This window comes from Ralstonia mannitolilytica, assembly GCF_905397375.1.
Classification (GTDB): Bacteria; Pseudomonadota; Gammaproteobacteria; order Burkholderiales; family Burkholderiaceae; genus Ralstonia; species Ralstonia mannitolilytica.
On the sequence record NZ_CAJPVG010000001.1, the window covers coordinates 543018 to 561284 of the forward strand.

Here is an 18267-nt window from a genome sequence, read left to right on the forward strand (position 1 = left end):
AAAATTCGTAGAAAAACGCGCGAGCCGCCCGGCTCCGTGCGGCGGACTACGGGATCCAGTAGCGATTTTTCGCGAAGTCGCGCCGACGCCGCTCGGCACCGCGCGTGGCTGACGCGGACTCATGCAGTTGCGCAAACCGTCCGTCTGCCGCGCGCGGGTCTGGGCGACAGGACGCTGCAGGCCCTGTCCCACCCGGCCAACGCATGTCATGCCGATGGCGCGGTGGTGATGTCGCTGGTGTCACACACCATCGTCTTCAGCAGGTGGCGCGCATGCCGGATCGTCCATCTGCTCCCGCCGGTGAGGTCGCCCGTCGCTGCCCGCGAGCGTGCGGACGGCACAACGCCGCTGCCGGAAGCGTTGCGGATACGATCACGCGGCGGCCAGCGCAATCAACGGCGGACGCAATGCCGCCACGCCCCGAGCCTGGCGGCCCGCATCGGCGTGGCGCGCAGCAAACGCGAACCACCAGCGGGCCTGGCGAAGCGCTTGATGCCCGCCTGGCCTGCGCTTAGCATGCACGGCACTACAACAGATGTTTCAAGGGGCAGGAGTTGTCGCAGAAGATCATCTCTCTGGTCTTGGCCGGCGTTTGCAGCCTGAGCCAAGCGGCATTCGGGCAGACGGAACCGGAGGCGCTTCAGCTGGAAGTCGTCCAGATCGGGGCGCTCCAGGCGCCCGCACCTCAGGCCGAAGCCGTGCCAGCCGGAACGCAGCAGGCAGAAGGCCCCCAACGGGAAGCGCCCGCACCCGCGCCCGCGCCAACGGCGGCACCCGTCGTGAAGGTCGAACAAAGCTATTGGGCGGCCGAAGGCCTGAGCGCGCGCATGCGCAAGGCGCGTGCGATCACGCTGTACCTGATGGACCCCGCCGTGGTGTCGCTCAGGGCCGTGGATGAAGCCCAGCTCAAAGACACGGGCTGCGAATACCGCACCGAAGACGCCGCGCTCATCGCCAGTTTTGCCGATGCGGTGGAAGCCACGAGCGTGCGCAGCAACTCGTTCACGCTGCAGTTCGAGCCGCGCGAAGCCGTCTACCTGGCGCTCGGCGACAGCGGGCTGAAGCTGCTGTTCGAGAAGCCCTACCCAAACCAGGCGGAACTGCTCGGGCAGATCAATGGTCAACCCGTCACGGCGAGCAAGGGCCTGGTGGAAGCGCTCTACCGATGGGCGGCCAGGCTCCCCCGCGTGCGCAAGTGCGAGGCGTTTGTCGGCCGGTATCGCTAGTCAGGCGGGCTGCACGAACGGCCGAAGGTTGGCACCGAGCACAAACTGCTCGCACACGTGCGCCGCCAGCGGCCGGCTGAAGAAGTACCCCTGAAACCGGTCGCAGCCGAGCGCAAACAGGCGCGTGAGCTGCCGCTCGGTCTCCACACCCTCCACCACCGTCGAGATGTTGAGCGTGCGGCTCAGGCCGGCAATGCTGCGCACGATGTGTTCGTTGACGCTGCCGGCCGTCACATCGGCCAATGAGCGGTCGATCTTCACGGTGTCCAGCGGCAGCTCGCGCAAGTAGTGCAGCGACGTGTGGCCCATCCCGAAATCATCGAGCGCCACCTTCACGCCGGCTTCGCGCAGCCGCTTCAGGTTGTCGATGGCATTGGCGCCGGGCAGCAGCACCGTCGATTCGGTGATCTCCAGTTCGAGCACGGCGGGCCGCAAACCCTCGCCGCGCAGCAGGTCGATCACGCGGTGATGGAAGTCATGGTCTTCCAGTTGGCGGGGGGACAGGTTCACGGCGACCACGAAATCGTCGGGCAACACGTTGCGCCACGCGGCGCGCTGCCGGCACGCGAGCGACAGGATGCGCAGGCCCAGGGCATCCATGCGGCCGATCTCGTCGGCCAGCGCCACGACCAGCGGCGGCGCCACGCGGCCCAGCACCGGGTGCTGCCAGCGCAGCAGCGCCTCGGCGCCGAACACGCGGCCCGTGCGGCAATCCAACTGCGGCTGGAACTCCAGGAAGATCTGCCCGGGCTTGCGGATCGCGTCTTCCAGGTCGCTCGCCAGCGCCACGGCCATGCGGCCCTCGTCGCCCGGCAGGTCGAGGCACCGCTTGCCCTTCAGGCTCACCTCGGGCGATTCCGCAATCTGCTGCAGCGACGCCAGCACAGCCTGCCGCCGCCGGCTCGACACCGCATCGGCCATGCGAACGAACGGCATGTAGATGAGCGTGCCCGCCGCCAGGCAGACGAGCTGGACCACCGCCCCCGCCCACGAACCCGTGACCGCGTAACCGCTGAAGAGCGCCGGCGTGGTCCACACAACGCTGTAGCCGGTCTTGGGCATCAGGTCGGCAACGATGGCCGCATAGGCGATCAGGATCTGCACCAGCGGCGTGAGGATGAACGGAATCGCATACACCGGGTTCAGCACGAGCGGCAGCCCGAAGAGCAGCGGCTCGTTCACGTTGAACAACGCCGGCAGCATGACGAGCAGCGCCATCTTGCGCCCGCGCAGCGTGCTGCTCGACAGCAGCAGCGCCACGATCAGGCTGAGCGTGCCGCCCGAGCCACCCATGCGCGCAAACACCGAGAAGAAGTCGTACGTGAAGATGAACCGGGCAGGCTCGCCCAGCGCCACCGCCGCCACGTTGGCATGTGCGGCCGGCTCCAGCACGTGCTGCTGCACCGCGTACAGCGCGTTGGGCCCATGCACACCCAACAGCCACAGCGCCTGCGCGGCGGTCTCGTAGCCGAGGCCAAACAGCAGGCGGTTGGCCACCCCGGAAACCGGTGCCGCCAGCAGCGAGTTCCAGATCGCCACGAGGTTCGGCCACCACGCCCACGTCAGCGCGACCTTCAGCGCCGCAAACGTGAGGATCGTCAGCATGCCGGCCGGCAAGACCGCCAGCACATCGCCCACCAGCAGATCGTTGCCGAGATGCGCCGATGGAATGCGCAGCCACCGCACGCTGCACAGCTTCAGAAACAGGCTCCCGCCCAGAGACGCCACCACCAGCGCCGCAAACAGCCCCTGCCCCAGCGACAGCGAGGCCATGACGCTGGCATTCGCAGCCGGCACGACGAGCGTAAAGAAGCACGACACCACCACGACCGCCGCCACGGCGGGGCTGACCACGCGATGCCCAACGCGCTGGTTGTGCATCTGCGCCAGGACATCGGCAAAGCCGTACAGCGCGACGAGCGAGCCAATGCCGAACGTGCCGGCCAGCACGCTGTTGCAGAAGACATCGAGCCGCGCACCGAACACGTCCACCAGGAACCCGCGCACGCCGGCCACCGGCGGATCGCGCAGCAGCAGCGTAAGGGCGCCCGCCATGATGAGCGGCAACGACAACGCCAGCCCGCGCCGGATGGCAATGAAATACGGCATGCGTTCCACCCGCTGTGCAGCGCTCAGCAACCGGAGCCAGGGCGATGGCGCATGCGTCGTCATACGGTCGGACCTTGTTTGTAGTGGATCGGGTCGATGCCACGAGCCGAAGGCGTGACGATCGGGCTACGCATCATAAACGGCAACGCCCGGGGCCGGCTGAAGCGCCTGCCCGCCAGAAATGCTCCCCCACGTGGCAAGGTTCGTGCAATGCCCAGGGGCAACCCCGATGGTTTCCGGCCCTTGCGCACCGCACCGGAACATCGGCACCAAGATGGCGCGCACACACTGCGCGGCGCGCCCTAGAATCTACAAGCCTTGCTCTCATGTCGATTTCCCTTCGTGCGCCACGCACCTTGAAACTCCCGGCCCCGCTTCTCTCCCTGCTCCGGCTGCTGCGCGACCCGCATCGGCGCTATCGCCATGCGCGGCACATCCACGCCACGCGCGTCGGGCTCGGGGTGCTGCTGTCCATCGCCATCACGGCGGGCTTCGGCTGGCGGCATGGCGAATGGGCAACCATCTCGCTGCTCATCGTCATCGCGGGCCTGCAGCACCACGGCAACATCCGCAAGCGCGCGGCCGAGCGCGCCTGGGGCACGCTCATCGGCGCGGTGGCCGGGCTGTTGATCATCGTCCAGCAGACGTGGCTCGGGCATCTGCCGCTCACGTATGCGCTGGTGGCCGCCGCGTGCGGCATCTGCGCGTATCACGCCATCGGCAAGGGCGGGTACATCGCCTTGCTGGCGGCCATCACGCTCGTCATCGTGGTCGGCCATGGCGACAACAACCTGCTCGACGGCGCCTGGCGCACGCTCAACGTGCTGGTGGGGATTGCGATTGCGCTGCTGTTCTCGTTTGCGCTGCCGCTGTATGCCACGTATTCGTGGCGCTACCGGCTGGCCGATGCGCTGCGCGAATGCGCCCGCGTGTATGCCAGCCTCGGCCAGCCGGAAGGCGCGAAGGGAGAACGCAGCAAGCAGCTCGGCAAGCTGAACACGCTGCTGGTGCAGCTGCGCTCGCTCATGCCGTCGGTATCGAAAGAAATTGATGTGCCCCTTGAGCGCCTGGAGAACATCCAGCGCAGCCTGCGCATCTGCATCAGCACGCTGGAACTGCTCAACGCCACGCGCGGCGCGCCGGGCCAACCGAGCCCAGCCGCACTGCCCGCCGCCGGTGCCGGCGCCCGCCGCATTCGCGACACGCTGATCGGCATGTCGCGCGCGCTGCGGTTTGGCACGCTGGCGCGGCTGGCACGCCCCCGCGCCGCCGACTCCGCCGACGTCAGCCACACCCTCGGCACGCCCACCGTGGAGAGCACGCTGGCCGACGGTTTTGCCAACGAGATCGAGAACCTGCGGCGGCAACTGCTGGCGATTGCGCCGCAGTGGAATATCGGGTGAAGCGCGGGCCCGGCTCGGCGCCCCCCCCCCCCCCCCCCCCCCCCCCCCCCCCGCGGGCGCCGCCCCCGGCCCCCCCCCCCCCCCCGCAACATGCCTTGGCGGCGGCCGCGACCATGGGCCACGACGCCCCCACCCGCTGCGCATCCTTGAAGGTCGCGCCGAAGATCGAGCAGCGCAGCGTGCCGCAACCGGTCTGCGGTGCGATGCACATGGCTGCGTTCGCCTCCAGCCCCGCATAGACAAGTGCGCCATGAGACCGACTGCAGCAGCGCCCCGAGCTTTTGGGCCAGTTCGGTGCGTTCCACAAAAGGCTGTGCCCCCCAAAAAAAAACGCTCGCAACGTTGGCGAGCGCAAAGTCCGCACCGGTGGGGCCGATGGAACCGCGGGAATGTGTTACCGGGGGCCGAGGGGGAATATCAGGCCCGAACATCCAGTGCGACACCGAGCGTCGCCTGGCAATGCAGCGCCATCACCGTGCGCTCGGACAGCCCGAGCTGCAGTAAGGGCGGCGGCGGGCTGCAGTCGAGATCCAGTGCTTCGGCCACGCCAAGAAACTGCCCGAGCACGCCATCGCGGGCGGCAATCGCCTTGCGTATCGCTTCGGGCACAGAAGTCTGGGCCATGAATTCGTCCTGCGTCTGCCCTGCCAGCACATGCAGAAGCGAATACACGCCGGTTTGATAGGCCGCGTCTGCCAACGCATCGTTGCCCAGCGAGACGGCCTTCGCCAAAAGCTCCATGAACCGCGCCCTGACCGCCACCATCCGAAAGAGCGGGTTGGTGGCGAGGTCCGTCTCTGCCGCGCCGACAAACAGCAGCAACTCCGCCCAACGGCCCAGCGTTTTCGTGCCGACCCGCATGATGGCGTCGCGAATCGTGATGGTGCTGCCGCGCCTGTCTCCGTAGGCGGCGGACTGCGCAAGCTTCATCAGCCGCGTCAGCAGGAGCGGGCTTTTCTTGACCAGGCTTTCAAGCTGCGCAACCGATGGCGCCTGCGTCAACAGCTGCAGCAGCGTAAAGAGGCTGTTCGTCGATTCCGGCAACCGCCGCTGGGCCAAGACTTCCGGGCGTGCAAAGAAATAGCCCTGAAACAGGTCAAAGCCGAGCTCGCGCAACAACAGATGTTGCGCCGCTGTTTCCACCTTCTCCGCCAGCACCTTGAACTGGTAGCAACGTGCGGCGGCAAGAATGTCGTCAATGGCAGCCGGCGTTGCCGCCCCCACGTCCACCTTCACGACGTCAGCCAGTTCAAGCATCTGGCGCGGCACCAATGCGATGTCCGTCACGTCATCCAGAGCGAGGCGATAACCGTGCTTCTTCAGCACTCTGCACTCGGCAATCGTCGCCTCGTCAAACTGCACGCTCTCCAGCAGTTCGAGGGTAAAGCGCTGCGGAGGCAGCATCTCGAGCAGCGCGAGATGGATGCCTTGCTGGCCGATATTCACGTACCCGCACAGATCACCCAGAACCCGGTCGACGCCAAACTCGCTCACCGTGTTGAGAATGACGTTGCTTGTGGCCAGCGTTCCGTCGGAGAACTCCGCACCCGTATCGTGTGTGCCCCCCCGGAAAAGCAGTTCATAGGCCACCAATGCGCCCGCCCGGTCCACGATCGCTTGCCGCCCGATCAACGCCTGGCTGCCCGCTCTCTCAGATGATCCTCCACTGGCGCGCTCACTGCGCCGCCATGGCCGACGCGCTGGCGTCCGCATCCGACGTGATGATGTGCGAGCAGAAGTGGGCGAGGTCTTGAAGGACAGCAATCTGTGCGGCATCGATGCGCCGGGGCACGACATCGAGCACACAGAACGTGCCCAGCGCGTAGCCGGATCGATCGAACAACGGTGCGCCCGCATAGAAGCGGATGAACGGGTGGCCCGTCACCAATGGGTTGTCCGCAAACAGCGGATCAGCCGCCGCGTCTTCCACGATGAACGGCTCTGTACCCTGGATGGCATAGGTGCAGAACGCCCATTCGCGGGGTGTCTGCCGTGCGTCCAATCCGTGGCGGGATTTGAACCACTGGCGCCGGTCGTCAACAATCGAAACCAGCGCCATCGGTACGCCCAACGCATGGCAGGCAAGCCGCGTGAGCCGGTCGAATTTGGGGTCGTCCGCGGTGTCGAGAATGCCGCAGGCCAACACCGCTTCTACGCGCGCGCTTTCACGTGCGTCTGCTGAATGGTCGGTCATTCGTGTCTCCTGGGGAGGCGGTCTCTTATGCGACCTGGAAGCTCTGCACCGACTGGGCGAGCGCCTTACCCTGTTCTTCAAGCGCTTGCGACGCGGCCGCAGCCTCCTCAACAAGCGCGGCATTGCGCTGTGTCATTTCGTCCATCTCCGACACGGCAATGTGAACCTGTGCGATGCCCTGGCTTTGCTCCGTGCACGCCGCTGCAATTTCTTCGATCAGCGTCGTCACGGTAGCGACGGAAGTCGTGACCGATTCCATCGTCTTGCCGGCGCGGTCGGCCACGATGGCGCCTTCCTTGACGTGCGCGCGCGACGATTCAATGAGTTCCTTGATTTCCTTGGCGGCCGTGGACGAGCGCTGCGCCAAGGCGCGCACCTCGCTCGCCACCACGGCAAAGCCGCGCCCCTGCTCGCCAGCGCGCGCTGCTTCCACCGCTGCGTTCAAGGCGAGGATGTTGGTCTGGAAGGCAATGCCCTCGATGAGGCCCGTGATCTCGCCAATGCGCGCAGAGCCGTCGCTGATCTTGTTGATGACGCTGACCACATCGCCCACGTCTGCGCTGCCCTGTTGCGCGATGCTCGACGCGTTGGTTGCCAGCGCTGCCGCCTGCTGCGCGTGGGCCGCATTCTGTTGCACGGTGGTGGTCAGTTCTTCCATGCTGGAAGCCATCTCTTCAAGCGCGGAGGCCTGCTCTTCCGTTCGGCCTGACAGATCGACGTTGCCGCTTGCAATCTGCGTGGAGCCTGCGGAAACGGAGTGCGCCGCTTCGCCAATCTGGCCGATGAGCGTGCCCAGCCCATCGCAGATCGTCTTCATGGAGGCCAGCACACTGCCCGGATGCGCATCTTCAAAGCCCGCCTTTGCGCGGAAATCACCGCCCGCGATGCGCGTTGCAGCGTCCGCCAGCGCCACCGGTTCTGCGCCGAGCTGGCGGAGCAGGCTGCGCGCAATGGCGAACCCGAGCACACTGGCCAACACCAGGCCAAACAGCCCCGCGCCAATGCCGACCCGCACGCCAGCCACCGCATAGGACCGCGCGTTCTCCACGGCTTCGCTTGAGCGCTTGACGACGAACTCGTCGTATGCGCGAACGGCCTCGACAAGCGCGGCGAGCAGCGGCACGCAATCGCGATTGATCTTGTCGATAGCGGCGTCGCGCTGCCCGGCACGGCCGAGTTTTACGATGTCAACGGCAACCGGGCCGTACTTGTTTTCCACCGCGCGGATGCTATCGACAAAGCGCCGGGTCTCATCCGTGGAGCTGGCGCTGGTCTTGGCTTCGTACTCCAGCTGCGCGAGCCGTTGCTGAACGTCGGCATGCGCTTTTTCAGCGGCGTCAGCTTCCTTCAATCGATCTTGTTCGTTGGACGCCAAGACCAAGTTGCGCACCGCAACGGCACGGGCCTCCACCGCCGCCCTGACCGAATGCGCCAGCATTGTTCTGCGGTACACGCCGCTTTCAAAATCTCCGAACTGCCCGCCAAGGGCATTCAGCTGATAACAACTGATGCCGGCCACCACGGCCACCAGGAATGCCAGCGCACCGAATGCGCTGATGAGTTTTGCCTTTACCGTCATGGAGCCCCCCGCTCAAAAGTGCTTCTGTATGAAGCTTGTTTTGCTGGAGCGTAAAGGGCTTCTGTGATGGTTGTTCGGGCAAAGTTGTCTACTCCGAAATAGTTAATCCTTGCGAAAACCGAACACAACCAAAACGCGTACGCACGTTTTGTTGCGCTCTATAACGATCTGCGGTGGCCGCTACGGCCGGGCCATCGTTTCCTGCACCCCTCTGGCGCGGGGGCCCAGTGCGGTTTTTTTGGCACAAAACCGGTGCAACGAGCAGCGGCGAGGGACTCTACCTACTCCATTTAAGGTAGCGCGCCAGCGATGAATTTTCCGTATCGGGCCCATAGAGAACGTTTTCGAGGCGCAACGTTGGGCTGCCTGGCGCACTTTCGGGCCGTCATCACAAATAGCGCGCGATATAACATTACGCGACGCTTACACGACGGCCGCGGCTGTGTCTTCCCGGGAACAATGCCGACCGCTGTTGGCGCGGGGGCTTGCGGCGGCTCTTTCAGGGTTCGGAACGCGACTCCGGGTTCTGGACTCCACCGTTGGAGTTCTGAGCCGCACCTTCGGCCCTCAAAGCTCCGATTTGTCGGACCTAACACCTCGGCGGTTGGCCTGCTGACCGCGGTGCGACTGTTTGAGATCGGCACGCGGGTGTCTGCGCTCGGTGCGCGCGTGTTTGCGGTCGAAATTTTGAATGTCTGCGAGCGGCGCTTGGACGTTGGCGCTCGGCGATTGGGCCACAGACGTCTGCGGTCGGGCCGTTGAGCATCGTGCGTGGGCCGTTGGGCTCGGCACGTCAAGGACTGGGTAGGTCCCCCGGTATAGCGTGCCCCGCCCGTCTCGGGGTCGCCTTTCCTGCTGTTCTCTTATTTCTTGCGGTTTGCGCTTTCCAGCACGCGCAGCACTTCCCACCCGTACAGATCGACCAACACCCCCTCCAGCGTGATCAACATGTAGGCGCCAATCGCGTCCAGAAAGCCGGCCTGATATTCAGGGGACTTGTCCTGGACGTAGAGCTGATATTCCCAGCGGAACGTCTTGGGCTCGAACTGCCGATGCAGTTGCAGACTCGCTTGCGTGCGCCGCAGAAACTCTCGCCCGCCTATGGCGCCCTGCAGATACTGGCGGTTGGTTTGCAGGCTCATCGGGCACCTCCGGACGGAGGACGTTGCGCGATGCGTGGGAAGTCACAGATTGCGGGGCGATGCCCGCGTGGGATGGGTATGGCTTGGGTCGGTTGATCCATTGTCTTGCCCTCTGGTTGAGTGAGGAGCCACCCACCTGGGAGGGTGGGCGGGCACACGACAAGGTCTGCAATACCGACGATCCATCAAGACGGCAGGGCCTAAGCCCTCCCTGCCGAGGCCCGCCCGTAGGGGCGAACGACAGCAGCGGTAGAAACTTGATGTTTCTTCCGGACGGATCGATCGAGATTGCAGTCTCGGCTGCGGTTGTTGCCGCAGCGGGGGGAGTTTAGCCGGTCGATAAGCGGCAATGCAAGTTGGCACCAGTTGGCAAACCGTCTCCACGTAAAAGGTGATATATGGGTTATGCGAGATATTTAATTCTTACAAACCTTCCCCAACAGCCAACAAATCGGACGCGATTGCGCTATTGAGAAGCGGACTGACACCCCGGGCCTTTGTGCCAAGAATTTCAACTCGAAAGCGTGCACGCGTAAGCGCCACGTAAACTCGCTGGTGCGAGGCGTAGCTTAAGAAATTCTGACTGTCCTCGTAGGAGGATATACCGCGAGGCGGCACCCGCCCGTTATCGATACCAACCAAAATCGCCCCTCCAAATTCGAGCCCACCAACGAATTCTGGTGCAGTTAACACATATCGACCCGAGACGCGCGCTCTATTAACTGCTTCAATATCACCTCGACTCTTCACCAACTCCACTGGCTTGTTTAGCTCTCGGGCCCGCTTTTGCAGTTCACCAAAAATCTCGTCTCCGAAGGCAATGATTACCACATCCGCCTTCGCGGCACTCATTTCCTTTGCTATAGTCTCAGCCCGGGAAAATGCACCCGCGTACATCGTGGAGTCTGAAGAGTACTGAAGAAGGATTGGCCGCTCACACTTCCGCTCCTCTTCCTGAGTAAACGCACTTACTGCCGCTGTTAGAGGGTTATGGAAATTGGTAAACAGCGTCGCCCCTGACGAAGTAACCGAAAATGCCAAATTGACAATATCGGGAGAGCACCGAAAAACTGATTTTATTTGAGTTGGAGCAATTTCTCCGGCATTAGCATCAGGATCAAAAGCAAGATCGAAGGATTCATCCGTCCATCCTCGATCGCCTAACGCTTGAGACCTATCAACCGAATATGCGATAGGTTGCATATTTTCATTTCTAGTCAGCCTATGAAAAACGGATAGCTCATTCAGATTAAAAAGATGAGTTTCATCAATATAGATGCTATCGTAACCCTCCCTTTGTCGACGACGCTTCCAAATCGGCGTACTAATCTGAGATATCGCACTCAGAACAACATCATCCGTATCAAACTGGCCAGCAGAAACCAACTCTTTTTGATAATGCTCATACATTATAAATGCAAAAGCCTTATCCCCGGAATTCTCCACTGGAAGTCCTACCTTCAGGCGCTGCAATTTCTGATACTTTGTTAGATCTTGATCTGCACGACCTTTTATCTGGACACTAATTTCGTGCTGCAGCATGTCCGCGATTACCCAGCCATCGGACTCTCTTAGAAACTGCTTGAATCCTTCAGACAAAAATGGTTCGTGGGAAGGAAACTCCTTCGCCATCGCATATTCCACCGCCTCCCGTGCATAAAGGGTTTGAATCTGTTTCGACTCATAGGCATCCCTATCAACTAACTCCGACTCCGAGATATCCTGATGAAGCAACTCGGCGCACAACTCCTGAAGAGTCGATATTTTTAATGTTTGCAATCTACCAAATGGGGAACGCTCTGTATCGGAAAATCCGAACAAATCGTTCATGGCAAATAGATTCTCGATAGCTCGCTTCGTCGCCTCGCTGTGCGCAATAAACAGTGTTTTATGCTCTTGCTGCTCCTTCGCTTTCGCCTCTAATGCGTGAAGACATTTCAAAACGAGGCAAAGGGTTTTTCCTGTACCCGCAGGGCCCTCAATACGGTGTGGCACATCAAGGTTTCTTTCTACGAAAGCTTTTTGCTTATTCGTTAGGAAAGAAAGCCAACTTTGAACACCTGCCTGCTGGACGGGGTTATGAAGAACTGAGCTCTCCAACTCAGTCACGGCGAGAGCCTTACTTCCTGGTTGATTAATGCGTTGGACCTGGGATAACTGTTCAATCGCTCCCTTGTATGCATCTTCTCGGCCCTCGCTTGCCTTACGAAAATTCGTTAACCTGGGCACCTCCGAAACGCCGTCTCCCTCAGCATCAGAGAACTTATAGACCAACAGTGCAGACCCGTCTTCGCGTTTTGAACGCCTTTTCTCATCAGGATTTCTTTCAATAACGACCCGTAACTCCGTCTGCATCCCAATTGGGTAAGGAAATACAACGGCTTTGTTGTTACTAAGTATTCGCTCATGCGAGCTGGGTTTCAATTTATCCCACAGCTTAATTGCAAATCTCAGCGTTTTCTGAAGGACAAGCAAAACACTGTTACCATCCCTAGAGATTAGAAGAGGAGCCTCTTCATAGTCAAAAACTATGAAATTACTCTTCTGCCCATGCTGACTTATCACATAACAACCTTCGCCTTGTCGAATACCAATCACTTGAGGCCCGAGTGCAATAGTCTTAACTGTCGACCTCAGAAATTCAACCAACAGCGCACCGGTTTCGAATTCAGCGGATTGCAAAGTTCTCTCCGAGATGAGCTCTTTTGCAGCCAACTGATCCACATATAAAAATTTCATTTAACCTCCAATTCCAATCTTGTAAAGCGATCTCTTTACTTCCATGTAATTGTTATTTTTAACCCCAATACGCGAAAAAAGAAGCGTGAAATTCTGCATTAGATGCTCAATCCACGGCGACCTAAGCTTTGCTATCGGCATGGACAACTCATCATTACCATAGAACGCAGGACAAACAACATGCGCAGTTGCTACAGCCTCTCTGTGCAACCCGTGAGCAATTTTTTTTGCTATCGGCGTCGCCACGTGATGAACTTCACGCAATAGGGCGACGAAATCAGTCCCATCCTCATCATTCAGTGAAGTCAAATCACGAAGCAAGTAATATCCACTTAACTTGTTGTCCGTCAGATCTCGCACCACTGAGGTAACCTTTTCGTCAAACTTGCGAAGGAGGCAAGTTAGACGATCAACCTCTTTGGGGTTGCTCTTGATATAGCGGCACTCTTCAAGGCTATCAATCACGCCCTTGATTTTTTCGCACTTACTCTTCTTTCCACGATCATCCTCATATTTCCTCAAATGGACGTCGTATATAACGGACATCTCATGAGATTTAATAAGAGAATCGGATAATGAAAAATCCCTCAAATTGTTCGCGAACGTATTTATTAGATCTGCCTCAATCCTCTCCAGAACGATTAAGGCACCATCATGCATCATCCAGCGACTTATTGATACAACGGGAACATAACTAAACACAGGGACTTTGTCCTGCGCAGCGTCACATCTCGCGGTAATCACTAATCCGAGTACACCAGCAATTGGATAGTTTTCGGCATGCGCGCAGGAAAACACCGTTCCTTGAGTAAACTCACCTTCAAGGGGTGAATCGAACATTCTCATTTTCCGTAGGTTGTTATTGCGAACTGAGCCATCAGGCTGTGCCACACAACAAGACACAGGGCTTTGCAAACCAGCATGCCCCACCAATTCATTGCCGGTACGGGCTTGTATTCAAGGCGCGCCCCATCTGCAACGTATACCGACACCCCTTCCAGTAATTACTGCACCCCCAAAACGCCCCACTCCTCCCCTTCCGCGCCACCAGCTTCACCCCACAAGCCGGGCACGAAGGCGTCCGGTAATCCCCCTCAAACACCTTCGCCAGCAGCGCGACCTGCTTGTCTTCGGCCAGCGCGCGAATGCGCTCAAGCACCGCTGGCCCGTCCAATAGCTGGATACCGGCAAGCTCGGAATACTCTTGCACCGGGTTGCCGACATAACCGGACAAAGACCAGAACACGCCACGCTTGACCTTGTGTGCCAGCATGGAGCCCCCCAGCGCCCGCACCTGTTCCACCTTCACGGGCTTGGACCACGCCTTGCACTGGACCACCGCCACGGGCGCGTCCTGGCCGGCCATGTACAGCGTGGCGTCAATGCCGCCGTCCGGGCCGTGCGGCACGGTCTTCACGGTGAACCCCATGTGTTCGTAGTACTGGACGCACAGCAGCTCGAACCGCTTCCACTCGAGCGACTGGATGGCTTCCAGCGTCCAGCGCTGCGGCGTGGCGGGTTCTATGGGGGTGGGTGTTTGGGTTGGGGTGGCAGTGGCGCCTGCCGGGCTGCGCGCTTGGTGGTCTGCCGCGTTGTGGGCAGTGCGCAGCGGCGCGTGGGATGACCGGCCGCGCGTGGCAGGCTCAGCGCGCACGGGGCCGAGCCGGGCATCGGCCTGATGGCTGCGCTCGCGCAGGTACGACAACAGGGCAAAGAACGCCAGCAATACGGCGGGCATCCACGCCAGCCCGCGAACGAGCATCGCGAGCGGCGCCAGGATCGGGTTGCCGCGGAATATTGCCGGCGCGAGGCTCAACACCAGGTAACTCGCCAGCGAACCGATCGCCAGCATCCACCACGGCAACGCAAGAAGCAGATCGCTCGTGGACGGTTGTTGTTTTCTCCTACGCCCCATTCATCATCCCCCGGCCCGCTGTTTTTAGATATTTTGGATTAGGCGCTTTCTCTGATAATCCCAACGCAAATCAGGGCGCCGTTTTTTGCCGGGAAACAGCATAGACGATGGGTTGCGATTTCGCTGCCCCCATTGGTGGGGTTTTATGGGGGTTTTTTGCTTTCTGCTAATGAAAATCCAAGCTCTGCCTCTGATTTATATTTAGTTGATATCTGAATTCAATAACAAGCATCACTGGCACCTTCTTTTGGGGGATGCGACTGGGTATGCCGCCTCCTAAGATCGTGGGCACTTTCCGTGGCCGCCACAAGCGGCGTCCGGCAACACTTACCGTCTCCCAAAAGGAAGTCATGACACTGCTCTCCCGCCCTGCTGCAGTGGTGCCCGCGGGCGCCCTCGCGAGTGGGCCGCTGCGCTCGGCACAGGCAGACATCCACGCGTTCCGACAAGCTTCATACGCGCCTCAACGATGCAATCGGGCAGTGGTGGATTGCGCTGCCATCACTGGCATCGCTCTATCGCTACCGGAGCACGCACGGGTTACTTTGCGGGCGAACAGCCTGCCGTGAACTGCTGGATCAAACGCGGCTACCACCATGAATAAGCGTTCTCTGGGCCCTTGGAATGTGGCGATCCTGCTGGTGTCGGCCAGCTACGGTATCGGTTTTGTATTCGGCACCGGTGAACTGGCGCGAACTGTGGGCATGGCCTCCAGCCTCTACGCCGCAGCCACCGGTATCGGCATGCTGTTCCTGGCCGTGGCGGCCGGCACGTTCTGGCGGCTGGGCACGCCCATTTGGGGCCTTTTCAGAGGCAAGAACGCAGCGCTTGAGAGCGGTGTCGCGCTGTTGTCTTCGGTGTGGTTGCTTGGAATTTTCTCTGTACAACTGCAGGGCGCTGCTGCGGTACTCGGGCTCAATTTCGGCCTGACGCCAGTGTGGCAATACGCCATTGCCGGGTTGCTGGTGTGGGGGCTGGGGCGGCTGCGGCCGGGCCGGCTGGGGGCTGTGTTTTCAGTATTCCTCGCCGCCGCCTCGGCATCGCTGGTGGTGGTGATTGTGCTGAACAACGGCATTGGCTTATATGGCCGCTCACTGGCCTTGCTCGCCACGGATGCGGCGCGCTACCTGTCGGTGTCGGACATCGGGGTCACGATGTTGAGCACGATTGCGCTGGTGGTACTGGGGGCGGACTACCAGCAGTTCGTCATCCTCGCGCGTTCCCGGCGGGCGGCCGTGTTGGGCTGTGTGCTGGCCGGTGTGCTCGTCATGTTGATCAGCACGTTGCCTTCCACGGCGGTATTGGCTGCCATGCAGGCTGGCCATCTGCCCGACGGCTTGGCCGCCAAGGAGACAATTCCGTTCCTGGTGGTAGAGCCGTTCGGCGGCAGCCATACCGGCGTTGGCAAGGGCATTCTGTGTGCGCTGCTGCTGGCGGCGCTCGGTTCCGGCGCCGCCGTTGCCATGGCGGCAGCACACGCCATGCGGCAAGCGCTGTCGTGGCACCGCGCGCCAGACGGCGTTGTTTCGCTGGCCGTCGTGCTCGGCGGCATCGGTATCGCTCAGATCGGCACGAGCATGGTTGGGTTGATTGTGTCGATCAACACGCTGTTTCTAGCCACGGTGGCAGTGCCCTTGGTGGCCACGCTCCTTGGCTATGGCGGCGGGCGCAGTACCGCATGGGCTATGGGTGCGAGCTTTGTGAGTGCGCTGACGATGCTGTGCGTATCACCGCTATTGGGGTGGCACGCCAGCGCTTGGGTGAGCGCGCTGGTGGGCATTGCGTGGGGGGCACTGGTGCTGGTGGGCGTTGCGCTGTACGAGGCGCGGGCAGACGTGGCGTCGGCCGCCTGATTGCCACCGGTAGGATAGGCGCTTTGCCAACATCGCCCCGCCATGAGAATCGCCGCCCTCTCTGATATTCACGGCAACCTGGCCGCGCTGGACGCCGTGTTGGAAGACATTCAAGCGCAAAGTGTCGATCTGATCGTGAACCTCGGCGATATTGCGTCGGGCCCGCTGCAACCGCGCGAAACGGTCGATCGCTTGATGGCGCTGAACCTGCCGACCATTCGCGGCAACCATGAAAGGCAGGTTCTTGCCGGCGACCCGTCAAGCATGGGCCCGTCGGACCAGTACGCGTTTGCGCAGTTGAGGCGGGACCAGCTCGCGTGGCTTGCCCGCCTGCCCGTGCTTCGGTACATCGAAGACGAGGTGCTCCTCGTTCACGGGTCTGTGCACTACGACCAGACCTACTTTCTGGAATCGCTTTGCGAGCAAGGATGTCGCGCGGCGACCCACGATGAAGTGCTCTACCGCGCAGAGGATGCCGACGCGAGGCTCGTGCTTTGTGGGCACACCCATATGCCACGCGCGATGCGACTGTTGGATGGCCGCTTTATCGTCAACCCCGGCAGTGTCGGCCTGCAGGCTTACAGCGACGCCTATCCTTTCCCCCATACGATTGAAACCGGCAGCCCGCATGCACGCTACGCCATCCTGACTGAACAGGAAGGAGAGTGGACCGCAGAATTCCGTGCGGTGGACTACGCGTGGGACGATGCAGCGGCGCTTGCGGACGAACGAGGCCGCCCGGATTGGGCGTTTGCGCTGCGCACTGGCAAGGTGCGCTCGCGGGGTTAGGCCCAGAACGCACGAATGCGGCTGCCGAAGGCTGTCCGCGCCACCCAACAAACTTATAATGTCGCCCGGCCACACCAGCCCACGCGCCACGTGCCCGGGCCGCGCACAAAACTTGCGCCGCCCACGCAGTGGCACCGCCGGGCGGCTGCCTGATGACGCATCGGGCACATCGTCCGGCCGAGCCCTTTTGCCCAACACCATGCCCATCCGCCTCCGTCTGTCGTCTGCTTCGTGCGCCCTTGCCGTTGCCGTGTCTGCCCTGTCGGCGTGCAGCTCTTCTCCCACGCCGCTCTACCAGCAAGAACAGTTCGATGCGGACAAGAGCCCCTACGCCCGCACGTTCCACGCACGGTCCGACGCCACGTGCGAGGCCGCGCGCCGGGCGCTGCTGAGCCAGGGCTATGTCGCGAGCTCACCGCGCGCAGACACGATTGACGGCAGCAAGAACTTCCAGCCGAGCAACGATTCGCACGTGGTGATCTCGTTCCACGTGGTGTGCGCCGATGCCACGTCAGACGGCACGTCGAGCACGGCCTACGTGAACGCGGTGCAAGACCGCTACGCGCTCAAGAAGACAAGCACGTCGGCAAGCGTGGGGCTGAGCGTACTGGGCTCGCTGTCGCTGCCGATCGGCTCGGGCGACGACTCGATGGTGAAGGTGGCAAGCGAGACGATTCCGGCCGGCGTGTTCTACGAGCGCTACTTCAACCTGGTCGACCACTTCCTGAAGATCGACCCGGCGCGCCACGACCGCAAGGTGGCCAAGGCCGCAGAAAAGGAACCCGTGGCTCCGCTGCCCGAACCCGCGCCCACGCCGCAGGGCGAGCCGATGAAGATGACGACACCGGTGGTGCCGACGCCGCCCGCGCCGCCTGTGCCGGTGGCGGCGCCGGCTGCTGCGCCGGCACCGAAGGCACCGGCGGAAGCGGCACCGGCATCGGCCCCTGCGGTGACCACGCCGCCCGCACCGGCTGCGGGGCCGGCACCTGCGTCCGGGCCTGCCAGCTCGACGACGGGCGGCGCGAGCTGAGCGCCTCCGCTAAAAAGCGGTGCCGGCCCCTTCAGGAGACAGCCATGACGAGCAAGTGCCGGGACAAATGGGGCCTGTCGTGGCAGATCACGCCGCGCGCGCTGATCGCCGCCGTGACGGACTCTGACCGCGCAGCCGCCAAGCGCGCGTTTGACGCGATGATGACGATGGGCAAGATCGACATCGCCAGGATCGACGCCGCGCGGCGCGGTTGAACCGCGCGCGGGGCGGCACGGGCACAAACCGTGCTGAAGTGACATCACCGTCGCACGCCGTCGGCGGTGACGG

Annotated in this window: 13 protein-coding genes and 1 pseudogene; 6 read left to right on the forward strand and 8 right to left on the reverse strand. The window is 61.8% G+C overall.

Annotated elements, in window-relative coordinates; translation table 11 throughout:
• The first annotated feature begins 554 nt into the window (after window positions 1-554).
• Window positions 555-1226, forward strand: a complete 672-nt coding sequence (locus tag KHN96_RS02320) for a hypothetical protein (protein WP_238587572.1) — start codon at window positions 555-557, stop codon at window positions 1224-1226.
• On the opposite strand, the gene KHN96_RS02325 is transcribed toward KHN96_RS02320, so the two are convergent.
• Window positions 1227-3398 (reverse strand): PTS sugar transporter subunit IIC/EAL domain-containing protein, encoded by a 2172-nt coding sequence (locus KHN96_RS02325; RefSeq protein WP_062738724.1) that lies wholly within the window; start codon window positions 3396-3398, stop codon window positions 1227-1229. It lies immediately after the preceding gene.
• Window positions 3399-3661: 263 nt separating this feature from the next.
• On the opposite strand from KHN96_RS02325, the gene KHN96_RS02330 reads away from it, so the two are divergent.
• Complete coding sequence (locus KHN96_RS02330; protein ID WP_045219312.1) at window positions 3662-4738, forward strand: FUSC family protein; 1077 nt, start codon at window positions 3662-3664, stop codon at window positions 4736-4738.
• A 417-nt stretch (window positions 4739-5155) separates the two neighbouring features.
• Here the strand turns inward: KHN96_RS02330 and KHN96_RS02335 are convergent, their stop codons facing one another.
• The 7 genes from KHN96_RS02335 to KHN96_RS02365 all read right to left on the reverse strand — a co-directional run bounded on the left by KHN96_RS02335 (window position 5156) and on the right by KHN96_RS02365 (window position 14244).
• Window positions 5156-6328, reverse strand: a complete 1173-nt coding sequence (locus KHN96_RS02335; RefSeq protein ID WP_181817439.1) for an EAL and HDOD domain-containing protein — start codon at window positions 6326-6328, stop codon at window positions 5156-5158.
• Window positions 6329-6413: 85 nt separating this feature from the next.
• A complete protein-coding gene (locus KHN96_RS02340; protein WP_062738721.1) occupies window positions 6414-6932 on the reverse strand; it encodes a GAF domain-containing protein in 519 nt (172 codons plus the stop codon).
• A 25-nt stretch (window positions 6933-6957) separates the two neighbouring features.
• Window positions 6958-8511, reverse strand: a complete 1554-nt coding sequence (locus KHN96_RS02345; RefSeq protein ID WP_062738720.1) for a methyl-accepting chemotaxis protein — start codon at window positions 8509-8511, stop codon at window positions 6958-6960.
• Between the two features lie 863 nt (window positions 8512-9374).
• On the reverse strand, window positions 9375-9653 hold the full coding sequence (locus tag KHN96_RS02350; RefSeq protein WP_045219308.1) for a hypothetical protein: 279 nt from the start codon (window positions 9651-9653) through the stop codon (window positions 9375-9377).
• Between the two features lie 423 nt (window positions 9654-10076).
• Window positions 10077-12392: a UvrD-helicase domain-containing protein gene (locus KHN96_RS02355; RefSeq protein ID WP_082062906.1), complete on the reverse strand. Its 2316-nt coding sequence runs from the start codon at window positions 12390-12392 to the stop codon at window positions 10077-10079.
• Window positions 12393-13232 (reverse strand): hypothetical protein, encoded by an 840-nt coding sequence (locus KHN96_RS02360; protein ID WP_082062905.1) that lies wholly within the window; start codon window positions 13230-13232, stop codon window positions 12393-12395. It lies immediately after the preceding gene.
• A gap of 94 nt (window positions 13233-13326) precedes the next feature.
• A complete protein-coding gene (locus KHN96_RS02365) occupies window positions 13327-14244 on the reverse strand; it encodes a restriction endonuclease (protein WP_425314429.1) in 918 nt (305 codons plus the stop codon).
• A gap of 659 nt (window positions 14245-14903) precedes the next feature.
• Here KHN96_RS02365 and KHN96_RS02370 point away from each other — a divergent pair.
• From KHN96_RS02370 to KHN96_RS02385, 4 genes and pseudogenes are all read left to right on the forward strand, one after another.
• Window positions 14904-16160, forward strand: a complete 1257-nt coding sequence (locus tag KHN96_RS02370; protein WP_147282543.1) for an SLC5/6 family protein — start codon at window positions 14904-14906, stop codon at window positions 16158-16160.
• 42 nt (window positions 16161-16202) lie between these two features.
• On the forward strand, window positions 16203-16949 hold the full coding sequence (locus tag KHN96_RS02375; protein ID WP_062738640.1) for a metallophosphoesterase family protein: 747 nt from the start codon (window positions 16203-16205) through the stop codon (window positions 16947-16949).
• 199 nt (window positions 16950-17148) lie between these two features.
• Window positions 17149-17979 carry a DUF2242 domain-containing protein gene (locus KHN96_RS02380; protein ID WP_062738650.1) on the forward strand — a complete coding sequence of 277 codons (831 nt, stop codon included), beginning with the start codon at window positions 17149-17151 and terminating at the stop codon, window positions 17977-17979.
• A gap of 56 nt (window positions 17980-18035) precedes the next feature.
• Window positions 18036-18194: pseudogene (locus tag KHN96_RS02385) on the forward strand (VOC family protein); the annotation flags it as partial.
• Window positions 18195-18267: the final 73 nt, after the last annotated feature.